The 18,470-nt window shown below is 39.7% G+C and carries 8 protein-coding genes; 2 read left to right on the forward strand and 6 right to left on the reverse strand.

The window, feature by feature from the left end:
* Window positions 1–185: 185 nt before the first annotated feature.
* The 3 genes from CVS86_RS09805 to CVS86_RS10115 all read right to left on the reverse strand — a co-directional run bounded on the left by CVS86_RS09805 (window position 186) and on the right by CVS86_RS10115 (window position 9,577).
* Window positions 186–4,628 (reverse strand): hypothetical protein, encoded by a 4,443-nt coding sequence (locus tag CVS86_RS09805; protein WP_159070806.1) that lies wholly within the window; start codon window positions 4,626–4,628, stop codon window positions 186–188.
* A gap of 160 nt (window positions 4,629–4,788) precedes the next feature.
* A complete protein-coding gene (locus tag CVS86_RS02005) occupies window positions 4,789–6,195 on the reverse strand; it encodes a hypothetical protein (RefSeq protein WP_107790798.1) in 1,407 nt (468 codons plus the stop codon).
* Window positions 6,196–6,367: 172 nt separating this feature from the next.
* Entirely contained in the window at window positions 6,368–9,577 is a 3,210-nt protein-coding gene (locus tag CVS86_RS10115) for a retention module-containing protein (protein ID WP_107790799.1), read from the reverse strand.
* A gap of 361 nt (window positions 9,578–9,938) precedes the next feature.
* Here CVS86_RS10115 and CVS86_RS02015 point away from each other — a divergent pair, with 361 nt between their 5' ends.
* Together CVS86_RS02015 and ilvD are read left to right on the forward strand one after the other, a co-directional pair.
* The gene (locus CVS86_RS02015; RefSeq protein WP_107790800.1) at window positions 9,939–10,973 is read left to right on the forward strand and encodes a type II asparaginase; all 1,035 of its coding nucleotides are present in this window, start codon (window positions 9,939–9,941) and stop codon (window positions 10,971–10,973) included.
* A gap of 92 nt (window positions 10,974–11,065) precedes the next feature.
* The gene (gene ilvD, locus CVS86_RS02020; protein WP_107790801.1) at window positions 11,066–12,739 is read left to right on the forward strand and encodes a dihydroxy-acid dehydratase; all 1,674 of its coding nucleotides are present in this window, start codon (window positions 11,066–11,068) and stop codon (window positions 12,737–12,739) included.
* A 42-nt stretch (window positions 12,740–12,781) separates the two neighbouring features.
* Here the strand turns inward: ilvD and CVS86_RS02025 are convergent, their stop codons facing one another.
* From CVS86_RS02025 to CVS86_RS02035, 3 genes are all read right to left on the reverse strand, one after another.
* Window positions 12,782–13,516 (reverse strand): hydroxymethylpyrimidine/phosphomethylpyrimidine kinase, encoded by a 735-nt coding sequence (locus CVS86_RS02025; protein ID WP_107790802.1) that lies wholly within the window; start codon window positions 13,514–13,516, stop codon window positions 12,782–12,784.
* Between the two features lie 88 nt (window positions 13,517–13,604).
* A complete protein-coding gene (locus tag CVS86_RS02030; protein WP_103637339.1) occupies window positions 13,605–14,141 on the reverse strand; it encodes a hypothetical protein in 537 nt (178 codons plus the stop codon).
* A 150-nt stretch (window positions 14,142–14,291) separates the two neighbouring features.
* Entirely contained in the window at window positions 14,292–18,455 is a 4,164-nt protein-coding gene (locus CVS86_RS02035; protein ID WP_107790803.1) for a hypothetical protein, read from the reverse strand.
* Between the last annotated feature and the right edge of the window lie 15 nt (window positions 18,456–18,470).

Below are 18,470 nucleotides of genomic sequence, written 5' to 3' on the forward strand. Positions count from 1 at the left end.
TTAATAGATGATATTTCTATGACGATTATATAAATTTTAATTTTCTAGTAAGAATTGATTAATGATATTTTAAGTTACAAATGTTTTTATTTGATTATATTAAATTTTAAAAGGATAATAGAATTTATAGAAAATATTTGTAAATTTATATAGAAAGAAATTTAGACCCAAAAAGGGTCTAAATTTTAAAGATCAACGTGGATGTTTTCTTTTACATCGATATAAGCTGTAGTTGTGCCGTAATTCGCCTCATATCTTTCAAAGCCCTCTACTGCGTTAGCAGCAGATTTACTAAAGCCTTCAAGTTTTACTCCGCCACTTGCCTCAGTTATTTGAAGCAAATTATTACTATGTTCGTGTCCGACATCAAGCATATCAGCTATATCAAGAGCTTTTAGAGTGACCTTTTCATTGCTAGTAACCTTTAACTCTTCAAAGCTCTTAACCCTTGTAAAGTCTATCTGACCATCAACCAAAAGCGTATCGTGATCATAGCGACTTCTATTGTCTGAGTATCCACCAAGAATGCTAGTGCCACCCTCAAGCTTCATATCTTTAGATATAAAGACACTATCACTGCCATCCGATAGATCTATTTTAATATTAGTTAAGCTTCCAGATCTTAGCTCCAAATAATCTTTTGCATTTTCATGTCCACTCAAAATCCAGTTCGCATGGTGTTCAGCTGGCAAACCACTAGCTGATGCGTGAGTATCTTCAACTACCACATGCATTTCATTTATATAAGCCATGATATCTACATCTTTTAGGGTAGATGACTTTAAATTTATATCTGTATGATAAGTTTCTCCAAATGAAGGGACTCTACTGCCTCCATTTAGTTCTACGTTATCAAGGTTTGAGCTATCTATATTTATAGTACCTTTTGATGATCCTGCATAGATCGCACTTTTTTCTGCTGATGTTGTTGAGTTAATGTCAGTGTATTTGATATTTATAACGTCTTCATCGCCTTTAATTAATTCATTACCAACCCATTGGAAGGTACCATTAAGCTTATTAGAATTAGTGCTTATGTCAATATCTGTCATTTTTACATGATCAGCTTTTGTACCTGTTATATTTAAGATATCGCTGTTAATGCCAAGATAGATGGTCTCTTTGTTAAAAACGCCACCATTTATATTTATGACATCATTGCCAAAGCCTGCATTGATCTCAACTTTTTCGTGCGTTCCACCATTTATATTTATAGTATCGTTTTCGTTGCGGGTGTCGATAGTGACATTATTTAAATTTGAGTTATTGATTTCAACCTTATCTTTTCCAGTATTAGTTCTAATATCAAGCCAATTTAAATTTGAACTATTGATATTAACCTCAATGTCTCCAGAGTTACTATATACTTCACTAAAATAGATCTTACTAGGATCTTCTCCTTCTTTATGACTTACGGTTGCATTGTTGAAATTTAAGACATTATCTCCATTTTTAAAAAACTCTACATCAAAGCGTTTGTCGTTGTGAAATTCGCTATTTACAGTTGTTATATGGTCATTATCTATGATACCACCATTATACGTATATTTAGCGTTATCTATACTAAATTCTAAGATGACACTCTCGCTGTAGTAGTGATTATTTTCAACGCCCTTATCTGCATCTTTAAATAACTTTTCTTTATCCCATTGATAATAAAATATTCCACTATCTTCATCTTCAGATAAAAGCTTGCCTTCATTTAGCTCTTTATCGTCTATTACATTTGCACGAACAACTACTTTGTTGATATCGCCCGCTCTTAGACCTTTTATGACGCCACTACTATCTAGATCTATCCACTCTTTCCCGCCTATTGAGTACTGAATTTTATCGTAGTCTTTGCCGTAAGTCGCCTCGCCACTAAATTTAAGCTTTACATCGATTTTTTGATCCACATCGGCTTCTGCCACTTCACCCCTTAGCTCAAATATTAAATTGTTATGTTCCCACATATTCGATCTTTCATGGTTTTCGATCTGAAAGCCTTGTTCGCCATATATGCCTATGTTTTTTACATATTTTGAGTCATATTCATTTATATATTCTGGCTCTGGATCAGGCGCAGGCTGTGGTTCAGGCGTTGGCTGTGGAGTTGGTTCTGGCTTAGGTTCAGGTTTTGGCTCAGGTTTAGGTTCTGGTTTAGGTTCTGGCTGAGGCTCAGGTTGTGGAGCTGGATTTACAGGCTCGACTGGCGCAGGCTCTGGCTTAGCATCAAGATCGACATTGATACCATCTTTTACATCGATATAGCCTTTTCTCGTATAAGATCTGCCATTTTCCTGAAAGCTAAAGTCGCCCTCATATCTTGTAAAACCATCTTTTGGACCTCTTCCGGACTCTGAAAGCTTAAAGCCTGCTAGCTCTACCCCGCCAGCTGCCTCTGTGACTGTCAAGATATGTTTGCTATCGCTATTTTTAATGTCAAGCATATCATATAGCTCTTCTAGTTTTAGGCTGACCTTCTCGTTGCCAGTCACTTGTAACTCTTCAAAGCTCTTAAATTTATTAAAATCAACATTGCCGTCTATCACAAGCGTATCGGTCTCGTAGTTGGTGCCACCATTTATCGTAGTGTATCCATCAAGCTTCATAGCTTTTGAGACGACGACTTTATCTTCGCCGTTACCAAGATTAACAGTCATATCATTTAAAGTGCCTGATCTTAGCTCTAAAGTATCATCTGTATCTGCAAAATTCCACTTTGTAGCATTTTCTGGGAAGTTGCCATTTACCTTTGTATCTTCAACTACTACGTGAGTTTTGTAGATAGTGTTGAGATTTACATCATTAAGAGTAGATGATTTTAAATTTAGATCGAAATTTAGTGGACTTCTATTTACATCAGTGCCTGTGTTGGTCTCTGTGCCTATGTTGATGCCCTTTAAAGTTGAGTTTTCAACATTTACGGTATTGTTTTTTGATTCGGCGATGATGTGGTTGGCTGAATTTTTGTATGTTGAATCGATATCAGCGTATTTGATATTTATCTCGTCTCTCTCACCTGAGCCAGTTCTTAGGTACATATCTGTCATTTTTACATGATTATCTTTTGTGCCATTTAAATTTAATACATCGTTTCCGCTATCAAGCGTGAAGCCACTTTGATAAGGTTTGGTGCCTATGTAAGTTCCGCCGTTTAAATTTACGACATCATCTCCAGCGCCAGTTTCGACGTGAAGTCTCTCGTGTCTTCCGCCATTTATATTAATGGTGTCATTTCCACCTTGGGTTTTGATATTTAGCCAGTTTAAATTTGAATTATTTGAGTTTATAATATCTACTCCATTATTTTTCTCACCATCACCAAAAACTATGTCACTAGGTATCTTTTTATTCTCATCACGGCTTATAGTTGCATTTTCAAAATTTAAAGTGTTATTGCCATTATTTTTAAACGTAGCATCAAAGAATTTATCATTGTGAAATTCGCTTGTGATAGTAATGTTATGATCATTATCAACAATAAAGCTATTTTTTGTGGCTTTGTTATCTCCTATGCTAACTTCTAGCGAAACGCTCTCTTTAAAGTAGCCATTATTTTCTACGCCCTTATCTGCATCTGTGAAAATTTTCTCCGATGGATCAAGTGTGCCTTCATTTTGGTCGTGATCGTTTGTCACTTCAACACGAACGCTTACTTTATTTATATCGCCAGCTCTCACATCTTTTATCACGCCACTATTATCTAGCTTTTGCCAAGTTTTACCGCCATCTAGCGAGTACTCTGCGTTTTCATAGTCTTTGCCAGCAGTTGCCTCTCCGCTAAATTTAAGCGTCACATCTACCTTTTTATCAGCATCAGCCTTTGCTACTTCGCCTTTTAGGTTGTACTCTAGGTATGATTTGTCGTCTGAGCTCTTTTCATAGCCAAATTCTGACTTGTTTTCAACCGAGATATTTTTAACTATATCTTTGCTCTCGTCAGGTTTAGGTTCTGGCTTAGGTTCTGGTTTAGGCTCAGGCTGTGGTTCAGGTTTAGGTTGTGGCTCTGGAGTTGGTTTAGGTTCTGGAGTTGGCTCTGGTTTTGGTTCAGGTTTAGGCTCTACTGGCTCAACCGGTTTAGGCTGCGGAGTTGGAGCTGGATTTTCTGGTTGTGATGGCTCAACTGGGGCTACAGGTGCAATGGCAGAATTTATATCACTATCTGAACCATCAAAAACATCACTACCGCCACCTTTTACCTCTTGGTTAGTTAGTTTTACAGCGCCAAAAGTATCCGAAAGTGATCTAAAGCTAGCTGATACATCAGAACTTTCATGACCGCCATGCTCAAACCTTGTCTCGCCAAGGCTCACGCCGTCACCGCCTCTGCCACCGCTATTGCCGCCAGCGGCACTCTCTTCGAGATTTGCTAAATTTTCACCTTTTAAAAGGGCTTTTTGTATAGCTGCTACCTCTTTGTCTGAGCTAAGGTCGTTATTTAAATTTAGAGTTTCGCCATCTTTTAGCTCGAACTCTTTGCCGTCGTTTGATGCGATAGTTACCTTTGCGCCGTTTGCTTTAACAACGTCGCCCTCGTATAAACTATCTCCCGCGACAACAACTCTTTCGTTGCCATTTTTGTCTATAACTACTACTTCCTTGGAGCCAAGAATGTTTTTAATAACACCTACTTTAACAGCCATCGCTGCCTCCTTTAAAATCAATTTGACACATTATAAATATTTCTTTTAAATATAAAGTAATGTAAATATGATGTTAATTCATAAGATTACGCTGTTGCAGTGGGTTTTAAAATTTAAATTTTTGATAAATATAAGCAAGATCCCAAAAAGGGATCTAAATTTAAAGATCGACGTGAATGTCTTCTTTTATATCTATATAGACTGTACCTTGACGATCGCTACCGTCTGACAAGTGCGTATTATAGGCACTTTCATATCTATGGTAGCCATTTTCTGCTCCGCTAGTTTCGCTAAAACCATTAAGTTTTACGGTCCCATGCGCCTCGCTAAATTTAACTACATTAGAGCCATTGTCTAAAATGTCACTTAAATGAGCCACATCATTACCATTTAATGTCACATAAGCACCGCTCGTTACTTTTAATTCTTCAAAGCCAGAGACCTTTGAGAAGTCGATATTATTATCAAGCACAAGAGTATCATAGCCCTTTCCACCAAATATTTGAGTATTATTATCTATATCTGTTCTTGTCATAGTTAAACTAACTGTATCGTCTCCACCACCTAGATAAAATTTAGAATTTTTTATGATAGCTGATGTCACATTTAAAGTATCATTTTGATTATCTGAGAAGTAAAATTCGTTATTTTTACCATGAAATTCTGAGTCGTCTATGTGCATATTGACCTTGTTATTTCTGCCGTCAAATTTAACGTCACCCATAAATTTTGGCCCAAGGAAATTCATATCAAAAAGCGGCATATGGTCTAAATTTGCATGTGAGCCTTTTATATCTATCTCGCCGTCTCCACCGCACACTTTTATATTCATAGTGGTCTTTTCGCCATCATTCGCTTCGATAGTAGTGTGTCCGTTAAAGATAGTGTTGTCCATATTTAGCGTATCTACTTCGTTTGGATTTGTAAAGCTAGAAAGAGAAATTTTTGTATCACCAAAAAAGCCCACCCAGTCGGTATTTATAGTGTCATTTCCTCCGCCAAGCCTTATATCTGCGCCGTTTTTGATCTCAGATCTTTGGATATCTATAACGTCGTTATCTAGACCTGTATGAATGGCAGCATTTTCCATCGTCGCACCATAAATTTTCACGCTATCATCGCCGTTATTTGTGTATAAAAGCGTATGATCTTTTATGCCGACATTGTTTCTTATCTCTATCTCGTCATTGCCAGCCCCAGCGTCAAATCTCAGCCCTCTAACCTCGATATTATCGTGAATTCTTAGCTTATTATCGCCATCTCCTGCGTCTATCTTGGCATCATTTACGATAGATCTTGTCATATCGACTATGTCGTTGCCATTGTCAAAACGCACATCGTTTGCGCTCGTGGTTGCGTCTGCGATGTTTAAAATTTGATCCTGCGCTTTTGGCCTCGCGTCTGCCACCCTTTGTCCGTATAGCTCAGCAAGAAAATTCTTGGACTCAAGTATCTCAAGCGACTTTATCTCCTCTATGATCCTCACGTGAGGGTCATTTTGGTTGCCATTTTGGATCACGCCACCGCTTAAATTTAACCCCTCTTTGTCGGCTACTTCTACGCTCATATTAATCCTTTCTTAAAAAAATTGACTTTTGGATTTTAATAAGCGTTTTTAAATCACATTGAAATATAAATTATATTGATTATCAAAAGAAATGCCTAAATTTAGGCTTTTTGTATAAAAAATTTTATTAAATGAAGCAAGAGGAGTTTAGACCCAAAAATGGGTCTAAAATTTACATTGAGGGATTTATAGTAATATCATTTTCTATTGTAAGAGTAAATGTCTGACCGCCATCATTTACGCTATATACGTGGTTTCCATTGCTATCTTCTTTACCAGCACTTGCTATTTCAGATGAGCCTTCTTCAAATTTACCAACACCTTCTACACCTTTTACGATTAACGATGTCGCACCTTCTCCACCGACATTTTTTATGAAATTTGCGATATCTGAGGCATTATGAAATATAAATTTAGCATCAGCATTAATATCTGACATATCAAGCACCTCAAAGCCACTTATCTTGCCAGCATTTGTCGTATTAAATGATGCGTCATGAACTTTTAGCGTATCTATGCCGTCACCTCCATTTATAGCAGTACCATTTAGGCTTACGTCCTTGCCAAGATTGACTAAGTCATTGCCGTCGCCACCTGAAAGATAGGTGTTGGTTAGCGTCACGTTATCAGCTATATTGATAGTGTCGTTGCCTTTGCCTGAGTTGATGTTTGATGTATCGTAGTCATGCGCAGCTTCGCCTGCAGCTGGACTTAAATTTACATTTGATGTGCCAGTTAGGTCAGCGTTGATATTTATCGTATCGTCTCCGCCTTGAGTGAAAATTTTAACATCGGTGTTATCATGAGTGCCAGCTCCGATAGTCACGCTATCGCCGTCATCCGCGGTATTTATAGTAACCCTTCTAAGCTCAGCGTTATCGATAGTCACGGTTTTTACACCAGCATTTCCAACGCCTGCACCCTCTATGTTTGTATCAACTAGACCAGTAGCTCTTGCGACATTTAGCGTTACGTTGCCATTTTCAAGCATGATGTTTGAATCCACCATAGAAACATCACCATCGACATTTACACGGTCATCTCCGCCATTTGTGTAGATGATAGCCTTGTCAAATGAGCTATTTCCAGAGACGTTAATAGTGTCATTTCCGCCGCCTGCGCCGATATATGTGCTAAATCCATCGTTTGAGATCATGGTGACATCTTTTAAATTTATCTCATCATCGCCATATCCAGTCTCAATGGCAGCGTTGTTAAATTTAGCGCCAGTAACATCTACGCTGTCTCTATCGTCACTTACTCCAGCATCAGCTGAGCTAGTGTTTATCTTAGTGTTTGAAATTTCAGCGCCTCTTTCGATAGTTAGTGTATCGCGACCTTTGCCCATCTCTATGTAGTTTGAGTAAATTCCAGCTTGGTTAGCTACTGGATTTGCCACGTGAGCTGGTGAGCTTATAGGGTCATTATGTGTGGCGCTATTATTTTTTATTTCAGTGCTGCCTTTGATAGTTAGGCTATCATTGCCCTCGCCTGTGTAGATATCCATGACATCTGCTTTGGTATCTTGAAGTACGATCTTATCATTGCCATTGCCACTTTTTATTTCAGAGTTATATATGCCTGCACTGATAAAATTTAGCATATCGCCTGTGTCTGAGTCGCCTGTATCGATATCAACTCTACTGATACTTGCGTCAGTTACATTTATAGTGTCGTCGCCCTCACCTGTTTTTATAAAGCTATCAGTTCTGCTTCCTGCATACTCAGTCTCGTCAGTTGTTCCGTTATTAGTAACGTAAGCATACATGTCGCTTTTAATATTTACGGTGTCGTTATCAGCACCGGTGTCTATTTTGGTATTTTTTATAAGCTGATGATTATCGCTTTTTTCGATATTTACAGTGTCGTTGCCACTTCCTGTTTTAAACAAGACATTGTCTAAAATAGTACTACCAAGGCTTGGACCAGAATCATCTTTTATAGTAAATACATCATTGCCATCGTGACTTGTAAATCTTGTATCTGTTATAACAGTTCCATTTATATTGAGTGTATCTTGATTTTTCTCTCCGCCAGCGTTTCCAAGGTCTATCCTAGTGTTTTCTACAACAGCATCTTTTTCTGTATTAAACACATCGTCGCCATCGCCCATTTTTATGACATCATTGGCATTTTCTTTTAGATCATATAACCCACTTGAAAAATAGACTTCCTCTTTTATAGTTATCGTATCATCACCATCTTTTGTGTCTATGATAGTTTTCATGGTGTTGCCATTATCTGGGTCAGAATTTACAAGAGCAGGGTTTAAGCCCTCTGTAGATGCATCTATATTTTCTGTGATATTTATATTGTCATCATTATCGATGATCTTGCCCTCAGCCTCGCCAGATGTGATAGCTGCGTTGTTTGTAGTCACGCTAAGAGTTACACCCTCTTTATAAACGCCGTAGTCTTTTATGCCAGGAGCGATATTTGCACCTAGATCCTCGCTGCTTGTGCCCTCGTTTTGATTACCTGCTGTTTGACCGTAGTCATCTATCACTTGCACTCTAACCTTTACATTTGCGATATCGCTTGGTGCGATGCCGCTTATCGTGCCGCCATTTTGTATCGCTGTCCAGCTATGTCCGCCATCAAGTGAATACTCCATAGCGTTTGAGTAGTCTCTGCCTGCACTTGCACCGCTTAAATTTAGCGTTAGATCAGTAGGTGTAGTTGAGCTTGTAGCAGCTGATAGGCCAAGATTATATACTAGATACTCGTTTGGAGTTGCCTCTCTTGCCTCGCCGTTACCTTCAAGCGATACGCTTAGAGCAACAGGCGTTACTGGAGCCACTGGAGTTACTGGGGTTGTTGGAGTAACCGGAGTTACTGGTGTTACAGGGTTTGCTGGGTTTTGCGGTGCAACATTATCGCTCGTGCTATTGTCGCCATTATCAGCATAACCGCCGATTGGGCTATTAAAAGAGTCAAAAGCTCTATTTGCGTCAGTTAAATTTCTAAAATTTTCATTGATATTTGCGTAGTGGCCACCCTCAGCAAAGCTAGCTGCTCCAAGGCTCACGCCGTCTCCGCCAGCACCAGCTGCTGCGTTACCACCGGCTGCTGTCTCTTCAAGATCTGTGATGTTTGCACCATTTAAAAGAGCGTTTTGAAGCGCTGCGATCTCTGGGTTAGCACTTTGTGCGCTTGCTACCTCTTTTGGATCAAGCGAGATAGTATCTTCGCCTACCACTGAGACTTCCTTGCCGTCATTTGCAACGATGACTACCTTCGCATCAGCTGAAGTTGTCTTTATGCTCTCGCCCTCATACAAGCTATCGCCAACTTTTAAAATTCTCTCATTTCCACTTTTATCAACTGCGATCACTTCAGTTTGACCTGAAATTGATTTTATACTTCCTAGTTTTGCTGCCATGTTCATCCTTGTTAAATTTTTTCTCGCATTTTAATGAATTTTATAATTCATGTATATTGTACCTAGGTACAATAAGGCCCTTAAATTCGGCATTTGTGACACATATATGACAATTTTACATTATCAATTTATATATCATTTTGATCAAAATAAGGCAAATTTCATTTTATCTGTCTTATCTTTTAAGAGAGAGTTAAATTTAACGTGTGCTTTTTGTGATAAAATGAGCGAAAATAATATTTTTTAAATTTATAAAAATATTTTAAAAATTTATTTGAGCTACTTTATTTTTTGTCTATTTGCTTGGTTTGGTATTACGAAAATTTAAAAATGCGTAAAAATTCTTACTAGGAGGATAGCTATGAAAAAGCTAGTTTTATTGATCTGCATTCTAGTTGCTTCGCTCTATGCAAAGCCAAACGTCGTCATCTTAGCCACAGGCGGTACGATCGCAGGAAGCGCTAGTGGCGCGACAAATGCCCAGTACGACGCGGCTCAACTTGGCGTCGATATCCTCATCAAAGCCGTACCTGAGATAGCAAATTTAGCAAATGTAAAAGGCGAGCAAGTAGCAAACATCAGCTCAAACAACATGACTGATGAAATTTGGCTAAAGCTTGCAAAGCGTGTAAATGAGCTACTTGCCAGCAAGGACGTGGATGGTATCGTCATAACTCACGGCACTGATACCCTCGAAGAGACTGCTTACTTCTTAAATTTGGTCGTCAAGTCAGATAAGCCTGTAGTTTTAGTAGGTGCTATGAGAAGTGCCACATCTATGAGCGCTGATGGTCCGCTAAATTTATATAACGCAGTAAGCGTAGCAGCTAGCAAAGAAAGCATTGGCAATGGCGTTTTGGTCGTGCTAAATGACGAGATCAACGCTGCTAGAGAGGTTACAAAAACAAATACCTCATCAGTCGATACATTTAAGTCAAGAAACACTGGTGCCATCGGCAGGGTCTATTATGGTAAGGTCGTTTATAGCACAAAAAGCCTCAAAAAACACACCGCAAACAGCGTCTTTGACATAAGCAAGTTAGAGACCTTACCAAGAGTTGATATCATCTACTCACACGCAAATGACTACGGCGATATCGCAAAACACCTGATAGATGTTGGCTCAAAGGGCATCATCCACGCAGGTACAGGTAATGGCAGCATCCACAACAATGTATTTACCGTGCTTCAAGAGGCAAACGCCAAAGGCATAAAAATAGTAAGAAGCGCGATAGTTGGTAGCGGCTACGTAGATAGCAGTAAAAAGATGGATGACAATGGAAATTTCATCACCGCAAGCGATCTAAACCCACAAAAGGCTAGAATTTTACTCATGCTAGCCCTCACAAAGACGAGCGACACCAAAGAAATTCAAAAATTCTTTGACGAATACTAAAATTTACTTGGCTGCCATGCGCGGCCAAGCTTTAAAATTTTTGATACTTTAGATGTGATAAAATCCTCTCAAATTTTAAAAAAGGATCAAATTTGAGAAGCGATATAATCAAAAAAGGCTACACAAGAGCCCCGCACCGCTCACTTTTACGTGCGACTGGGCTAAAAGACGAGGACTTTGCTAAGCCATTTATCGGCGTTGCAAACAGCTTTATAGAGATCATCCCTGGGCACTTTTTCTTAAACAAATACGCACAAATTTTAAAAGATGAAATTCGCAAAAATGGCTGTGTGCCGTTTGAATTTAACTGCATCGGCGTGGATGACGGCATAGCGATGGGGCATGGAGGCATGCTATATAGCTTGCCTAGCCGCGAGATCATCGCAAATTCTATTGAGACCGTGATGAACGCGCACGCACTTGACGCGCTTGTTTGTATGCCAAACTGCGATAAGATCGTCCCTGGCATGGTTATGGGCGCTTTAAGAGTCAATGTCCCAACCATTTTCGTAAGCGGTGGTCCGATGAAAAAAGGCCACACAAAAGATGGCAGGCCGATAGACCTTGCGACTGCGTTTGAGGCGGTTGGTAAATTTGAAACCAAAGAGATAGACGAGGCTGAGCTAAGAGATATCGAGTGCAACGCATGTCCAAGTGGTGGCAGCTGTAGCGGTATGTTTACGGCAAATTCTATGAACACGCTTTGCGAAGCGATGGGCATAGCGCTCCCTGGCAACGGCACTATCCTTGCACTTACTCCAGAGCGTGAGGAGCTCATCAGGCAGGCTGCTCGTAGAATTTGTCAGATCGCCCTTGATGAGAAATTTAAGATAAGAAACATACTAAATGAAAAGGCGATCCGCAACGCACTTGTCGTTGATATGGCGATGGGTGGCAGTAGCAACACTGTCCTTCACATGCTAGCTATCTCAAGAGAGGCTGGCGTAAATTTAGAGATAAAAGAGCTAAATAAGATCAGCCAAAACATCGCTCACATAGCTAAGATCAGCCCAAGCTTGCCAAACGTGCACATGGAGGATGTCGGCAGGGCTGGCGGTATGAATGCGGTGATAAAAGAAATTTCACGCAGAGATAATGGCATGTTAAATTTAGACAACCTAACAGTTAGCGGCGAAACTTTGGGCGAGCGCGTAAAATCTAGCGACATAAAAGATGAAAGCGTCATTCACAAGGTGGAAAATGCCTACTCGCAAGTTGGCGGACTTGCCATTTTGTTTGGAAATTTAGCCGAGCAAGGCTGTGTCATCAAGACGGCTGGCATCGTTGGCGAGCGTAAATTTAGCGGTAAAGCGGTCTGCTTTAACTCACAAGATGAAGCGATAGCTGGAATTTCAAGCGGTAAAGTAGATAAAGGCGATGTCGTCGTCATCCGCTACGAAGGCCCACGCGGAGGCCCTGGCATGCAAGAGATGCTAAGCCCTACTTCGCTCATCATGGGACGAGGACTTGGCGCGGACGTAGCGCTCATCACAGATGGTCGCTTTAGCGGGGCGACAAGAGGTCTAAGCATCGGTCACGTAAGCCCAGAAGCGGCAGAAGGCGGCATGATAGGCTTGCTACGAGACGGCGACATCATCGATATAGACGTCGATAAATACGAGATAAACGTTCGCCTAAGCGAAGCTGAGATCGCAAAGAGAAGAGCGGAATTTAAACCAGTCGATAAAGCGCTAACCTCTCGCTGGCTAAGGCAGTATCAAAAACTAGTCACAAACGCAAGCAATGGAGCGATATTAGAAGCGTAGTTTAAAAACTATCAAATTTAAGCCTAAATTTTAGGCTTAAATTTACTTTGCTCCGTGCCAAAGTAGGCGGTTTTTGCCTAGCTTTGTGTCGATACTCTCTTTTATAACCTGACAAATATACTCTTTTGAAAGCCCTATAGCCTCCTCCAAGCTCTTGCCCTTTGCAAGGTAGCAAGCAAGCGCCGTTGAGAAAGTGCAACCAGTGCCGCTCATCACAAGCGGGCTAGCAAGCGGGGTTTTGAAATTTTGCAGTGAGCCATCTTTTCTATAAAGCGTATCTATGCTGCTATCCTCACTTACATGTTTTTTCACGATGATATCGCAAGGCAGATCTTTAAAATTCCCTCCAAAAAGGACGTTTGCCTCATCTAAATTTGGCGTGGCGACGGTGGCAAGCTTCATTAGCTCTTTTAGCTTCTCTACTGCGCTATCTTTTATGAGCTTGTGGCCGCTCTTTGAGACGCAGACTGGATCAAGCACGATCTTGCACTTTTGAGTGAGTAAAAAATCATGCACCACGTCCATTATCTCCTCGCTAAATAGCATGCCGATCTTTATGGCATCAAAGCTAAATTCCTCCGCAAGCGTGCTAAGTTCATCTTTAACAAAGCTAGACTCTAAACAAACTACGCTTTTTATCGCATCTGTGGTCTCAGCAACTAGCGAAGTGACCGCCGTTGCGCTGTAACAATTTAGCTTAGCGCATGTCTTTATATCAGCCTGAAGCCCTGCTGTGCCACTATTGCAAGAGCCTGCGATGATTAAAATTTTCTTCATCGTTTTCCTTTTGTAAATTTTGGCTTATTATAAGAGATGTTAGTTAAATTTGAGTTTTTTAAAATGATTTGAGCCAAGAGGCTCAAATTTATGAAAGTTTGTTTAGATCGTTATCGATCTCGATATATATCGTAGTTGCGTCAAAATTTGCATGCTCATAAGAGTTATCTACTTTTAGCTCGTTTGAGTCAGATAAAATCTCATCATTTGCGCTATGTTTGTGCGCTAAATTTTCACTGCTCTCAAGGCTATTTGAGCTATTTTCAGCCTCATTTGGCTGCGCTTTTGCAAACATATCTTCTACTTTTTCATTCATCTGATCAAGTATCTCAGCGTAGTTTTCTCCAAGAAGCGCTCTAAAAAGTGCATCAGTATCGATGCTATTTTCGGCGCTTGTATCAGCACTTACCACGCTACTATCAAGCCATATCGTGTCATATCCATTTAGTGATATATCGCTACCATCCACTGCAGTGATAGTCACGCTAGCACTTTGGCTCTCACCCTTTATACTCTCTCCTATATAAACCTCATCATCTACGTTTAGAACTCTTACACGGTCGTTTTTATCTATCGCTATAACATCAGATGTGACGCTTTTTACCTTACCGGCTACAGCTGCCATCTTTATTCCTTACTTTTATTTTTGATTTATTCTAGTGTTTTTTATTAAATTTGTATATTGTACTTTGGTACAAAGATGGTTTTTAAAGGCATTTTTTGGGAGTAAAAATAGAAATTTAAAAGAAAAAATTTGGGCTAAAAAGCCCAAATTTTATACAAGTTGTTTGTTTATATCATTATCTACATCTATGTAGATAGTTGTCGGAGTAGCTGAGCTTGTTTGACCCTCATATCTTGTATATCCAGCTTGGACACCACTTTGATCTGCAGCCGCAGTAAATCCTTTTAATGAAACGCTATCATTGTTGTCACCACTTATTTTTAAGATAGTATTTACATCATCAGTGATGCTAAATACATTATCCGCTTTTAAATTTAGTAGCTTAACATCTTGGTTGTCATTGCCATGCTCATCCATGCCAAGTTGGATCTCTTCAAAACTCTTGATCGCGTTATTCAAGCCTTTGTTGTCTATCTTATCAAAGTCGATAGTGCCATCCTTTGCCACTGGACGCATGATAAGTGTATCTGTACCAGTGCCGCCATCTAGGCTTTGAGATAGAGCTGCTCTTGGATTATCAAAGGTAAATACAACCTTATCATCGCCAGCGCCAGCATTTACTAGATCGCCTTTGTTCATGCCAGTATAGCCACTTCTGCCAGCGTCTATGTAGTCGTTGCCACTTCCTGTGGTTATGACGTCGTTGTTATCTCCTGTGATGATTACGTTGTTGCCATTGCCTGTGCGAATTTCATTTTCACCGCGTCCTGCATTGATCACGTTGTTTCCATCTCCAACATTGATGATATCGTTGCCTTCGCTTGTTGTGATGACATTGTTATTGTTATTATTTTCTGCATCTACTATTGTATTTTTAGCGATATCAGAAATTTGTAGATAGACATCACTTGCTTTTACTTCGCCGTTAAATACTGCTTCGAAATTTCCATTATCATCAAGCGTTACAGAATTTGCAGTTATGATGTGTCCATTTGCATCTCTTAAAGTGATGCTATCTTTTAAAGCTATGCCTTTTACTGTCTCTTCAAAGTGCTCTTTTAGCGTATAGCTTGCACCAACGCCATTTTCACTTAAATTTCCACTCCATGTGGTTTTATTTGCAGCTGCATCGTAGTGTAATTTTGAGTCATTTATCGTTGCAGCTGTTGCATCGATCGTAAATCTGATAGAGTTGTAAAGTAGCTCATCTCCACCTTGGTATTTGCCTTTTATAGATACATCATAAACACCATCAGCCATTTTGCCAGCGGCATCAAGTCTGTTGTTATAGCCTGTAAGTCTGTCGTAGTGATCAGGCGTTACATTGCCTATTGGTTTTTCTATCGCTTGAGATAATAGATCTTTTGAAACACCTTTATCAACGTTAGTTGCTACAAATCTAACATCGCCAGTGCCCCATGCTATGCCTCTACCGCTATTTAAAAACTCACTTACAGTTTGATTGTCGCTAGCATTGCCTGCTGTTGTATCCTCTGGGATCACAGCTCTTAGGTATGGGATAGCGTCATTTGAAACGATCCTTGAGCCATCAGCTCTAAGGCCACTCTCACTCATCTCCATAGTGCCCCACAACTTCTCAGCTGAGCGGTTATTTGCATTTGTAGTTGTGTCATTGCCATTTTCAAACTGCGTCATAGTTGGAACTAAAATTTCATTTACATGAGTATATTTTGTGCCAGCTTTATCAGTCATCTCAACTTCGATCTTATCGCCTAGTTTTATCTTGTGATCATACTCAAAGCTTAGCACACCATTAGTTGGCTTAGTAGTGCCAACAGAGATTACGTTAGTAGTTCCGTCAGCTGTTACCACTTTTATACTCTCGATCTTATCTCCATCCTCATAGTTTTTGAGGTTAAAATTGATCGTATGGTGTTGCCCCTCTTCATCATTTTCGATAATCTTGATGTTTTCTATAGTAACTGGTGTCTTATCAACTACAAATTCGCTAACTATCGTACTCTTGTCGCCATTTGCAAAGACAGCAGTTGCTTTGATGTTATAGCTACCATCCTCTAAGTTATCAGATGTGACTTCAAATTTACCATTTGAAAATTCACTTTGGCTAAGCTCTTTTGTAAAGACTTTATGTCCATTTTTATCAAGTACAGTGATGATCGCTTTAGTTGCACTGCTATCTATGCTACCTGTAAATGTCGGTGTCTTGTCGCTTAGTACTGGTAGTGGTGCATTAGATGAAAATTTATCAGTTTGAGCGATGTCATCTGTTGTATATTTATAATATTTAGTTGCATCGTTTATACCTGTATTTGTATTTGCACTTACATTGCTTGCATCATTATCTATAGCATCTATTAGGTCTGTATTAGCGACATTTAGCTTAGTTGATGATGCCTGCGCCTCGTTGCCTACAAGGTCGCTAACTTTAGCTGTGTATGTCGCTTTTGGATCGCTTGTTTTAAACTCAACTTCATATTTGCCATCCACCACTTTAGCTGTATGGCTCTCGCCTGTGCTTGATGTGACAGTTACGATCTGTCCGTCTTCTACATTATCCACAGTTCCTGTGATCTTTTGAGTTACTTTATAGACATTTCTTGTTACTGTATCTACGTAGCTGTCAAAGTCGGTTGAATTTAGTTTTATGCCACTTGCCTCTGAGCCAAGTATGCTCTCAGGTCCGCCATCTTTTGAAACTGTTAGTTTTAACCTGCCCCAAAAGATATAGTTTGCGTAGCTCATATCAAAGTCATAGTATCCTGCTTTATCAACATGTAAAGTTGTAACTGTGGCTCTATTTTCTGAGTGAATAGTGTCATAATCAACCATAGTAACGCCATCAACCTTAAATCTCACGCTATCATCAGTACCTTTTGCGTCAAATTTATAATCGCCCGGCTCAAGATACATAGTGCCTTTTAAATTTATCATCGCACCAGCTGTTGTATTTTTGCCATTAGGAGCATCTCTTACGATATGAATATCACTACCTTTTCCTTTTGCGTTGTCGATGAAATACTCAAGTGCTTTGAAATTTGGAGCTACCCACTCATTATTTGGGGTTACTACATTACCATCAAGATCGACCTTGCCTATCATATTATGAGCGCCATCTAGTCCTGAGACTGTTCCAGCATCACTATCAACATTATCTCTATCGCCACCTTTACCTTGTTGGAAATTTAGCTCTTTTGCTTTAAAACTTGCCCAAGGCTTAGTGTTGTTCATATAGTATTCGATAAAATCATTTTGCTTCATACCGTTATGAGCATATTCTGTATTTTCAAAACCGCCAGGTATTTTATTTTTAAAGTCTCTTAGCTCAGTACCTCTTACGCCTTCTTCATAGATATGGTTAAACCAGAAATTTCCTTTTAGTCCGCTACTCATCTCAGACTCTTTAACAAGGCTCATCTCGGTTTCAACATTTATAGTTATTTTTGCAACTGTATCAAGCACGAAATTACCAGTATCGGTTGCAGTACTGCCGTCTCTTCCAGTTGCTACTATTTTTACTTCATAGTCGCCATCATGGCTACCATTTACGCTTAACTCATCAGTTGTAAATTTAAATTTACCATCAGTATAGTCGCTTGGATTTAGAGTTTTTGTAAAGACTTCGTGTCCGTTCTTGTCAAGCACGCTAACAACCGCTCTTACAGCAGTAGGCTCAACTGTGCCACTTATGGTTGGAGTAGCGTCATTTGTGCGAGGTACGCTTGGTGCGTCTAGGCTATAATCGCCAGTTATAGTGCCAAAATCATCAGTTAAAGTTTTGATATCAACACTGATTGGAGGTATGACTGGTGCAACAGGAGTTGCATTGCCTGCGTCATTGCCATCGTTGTAGCCGCCGATTGAGTTTTCTGGAGTTTGAAAGACTCTGTTTGAATCAGGTAAATTTCTATAATCATCAGTAATGTTTGAGTAGTGACCGCCCTCTTCAAAGCTTGCAGCACCTAAGCTTACGCCGTCTCCGCCAGCGTTGCCACCTTGGTTACCACCAGCTGCGGTCTCTTCAAGATCAGTGATGTTTGCACCATCAAGAAGTGCTTTTTGGATAGCGCTTACATCAGCTACGCTATCATTTCCAAAGCTCTCGTTGTGAGCTACACTCTTGTCTAAATTTAGAGTATCTTTTCCGATGATCGCGATATCTTTGCCATCGTTTGCAGTTATGACTACTTTTGAGTCAAAATCAGTTGTTTGTATAGTCTCACCAAGAAAAATTTCATCGCCTACTTTTAACACTCTTTGTGTGCCGTCCTTTGCAGTTGCGATTACGCTTGATCCTTGTGAGATGCTTTTGATTACGCCTATCCTTGTTGCCATTTTACTTCCTTATCT

Source organism: Campylobacter concisus, from assembly GCF_003048605.1.
Lineage (GTDB): Bacteria > Campylobacterota > Campylobacteria > Campylobacterales > Campylobacteraceae > Campylobacter_A > Campylobacter_A concisus_BM.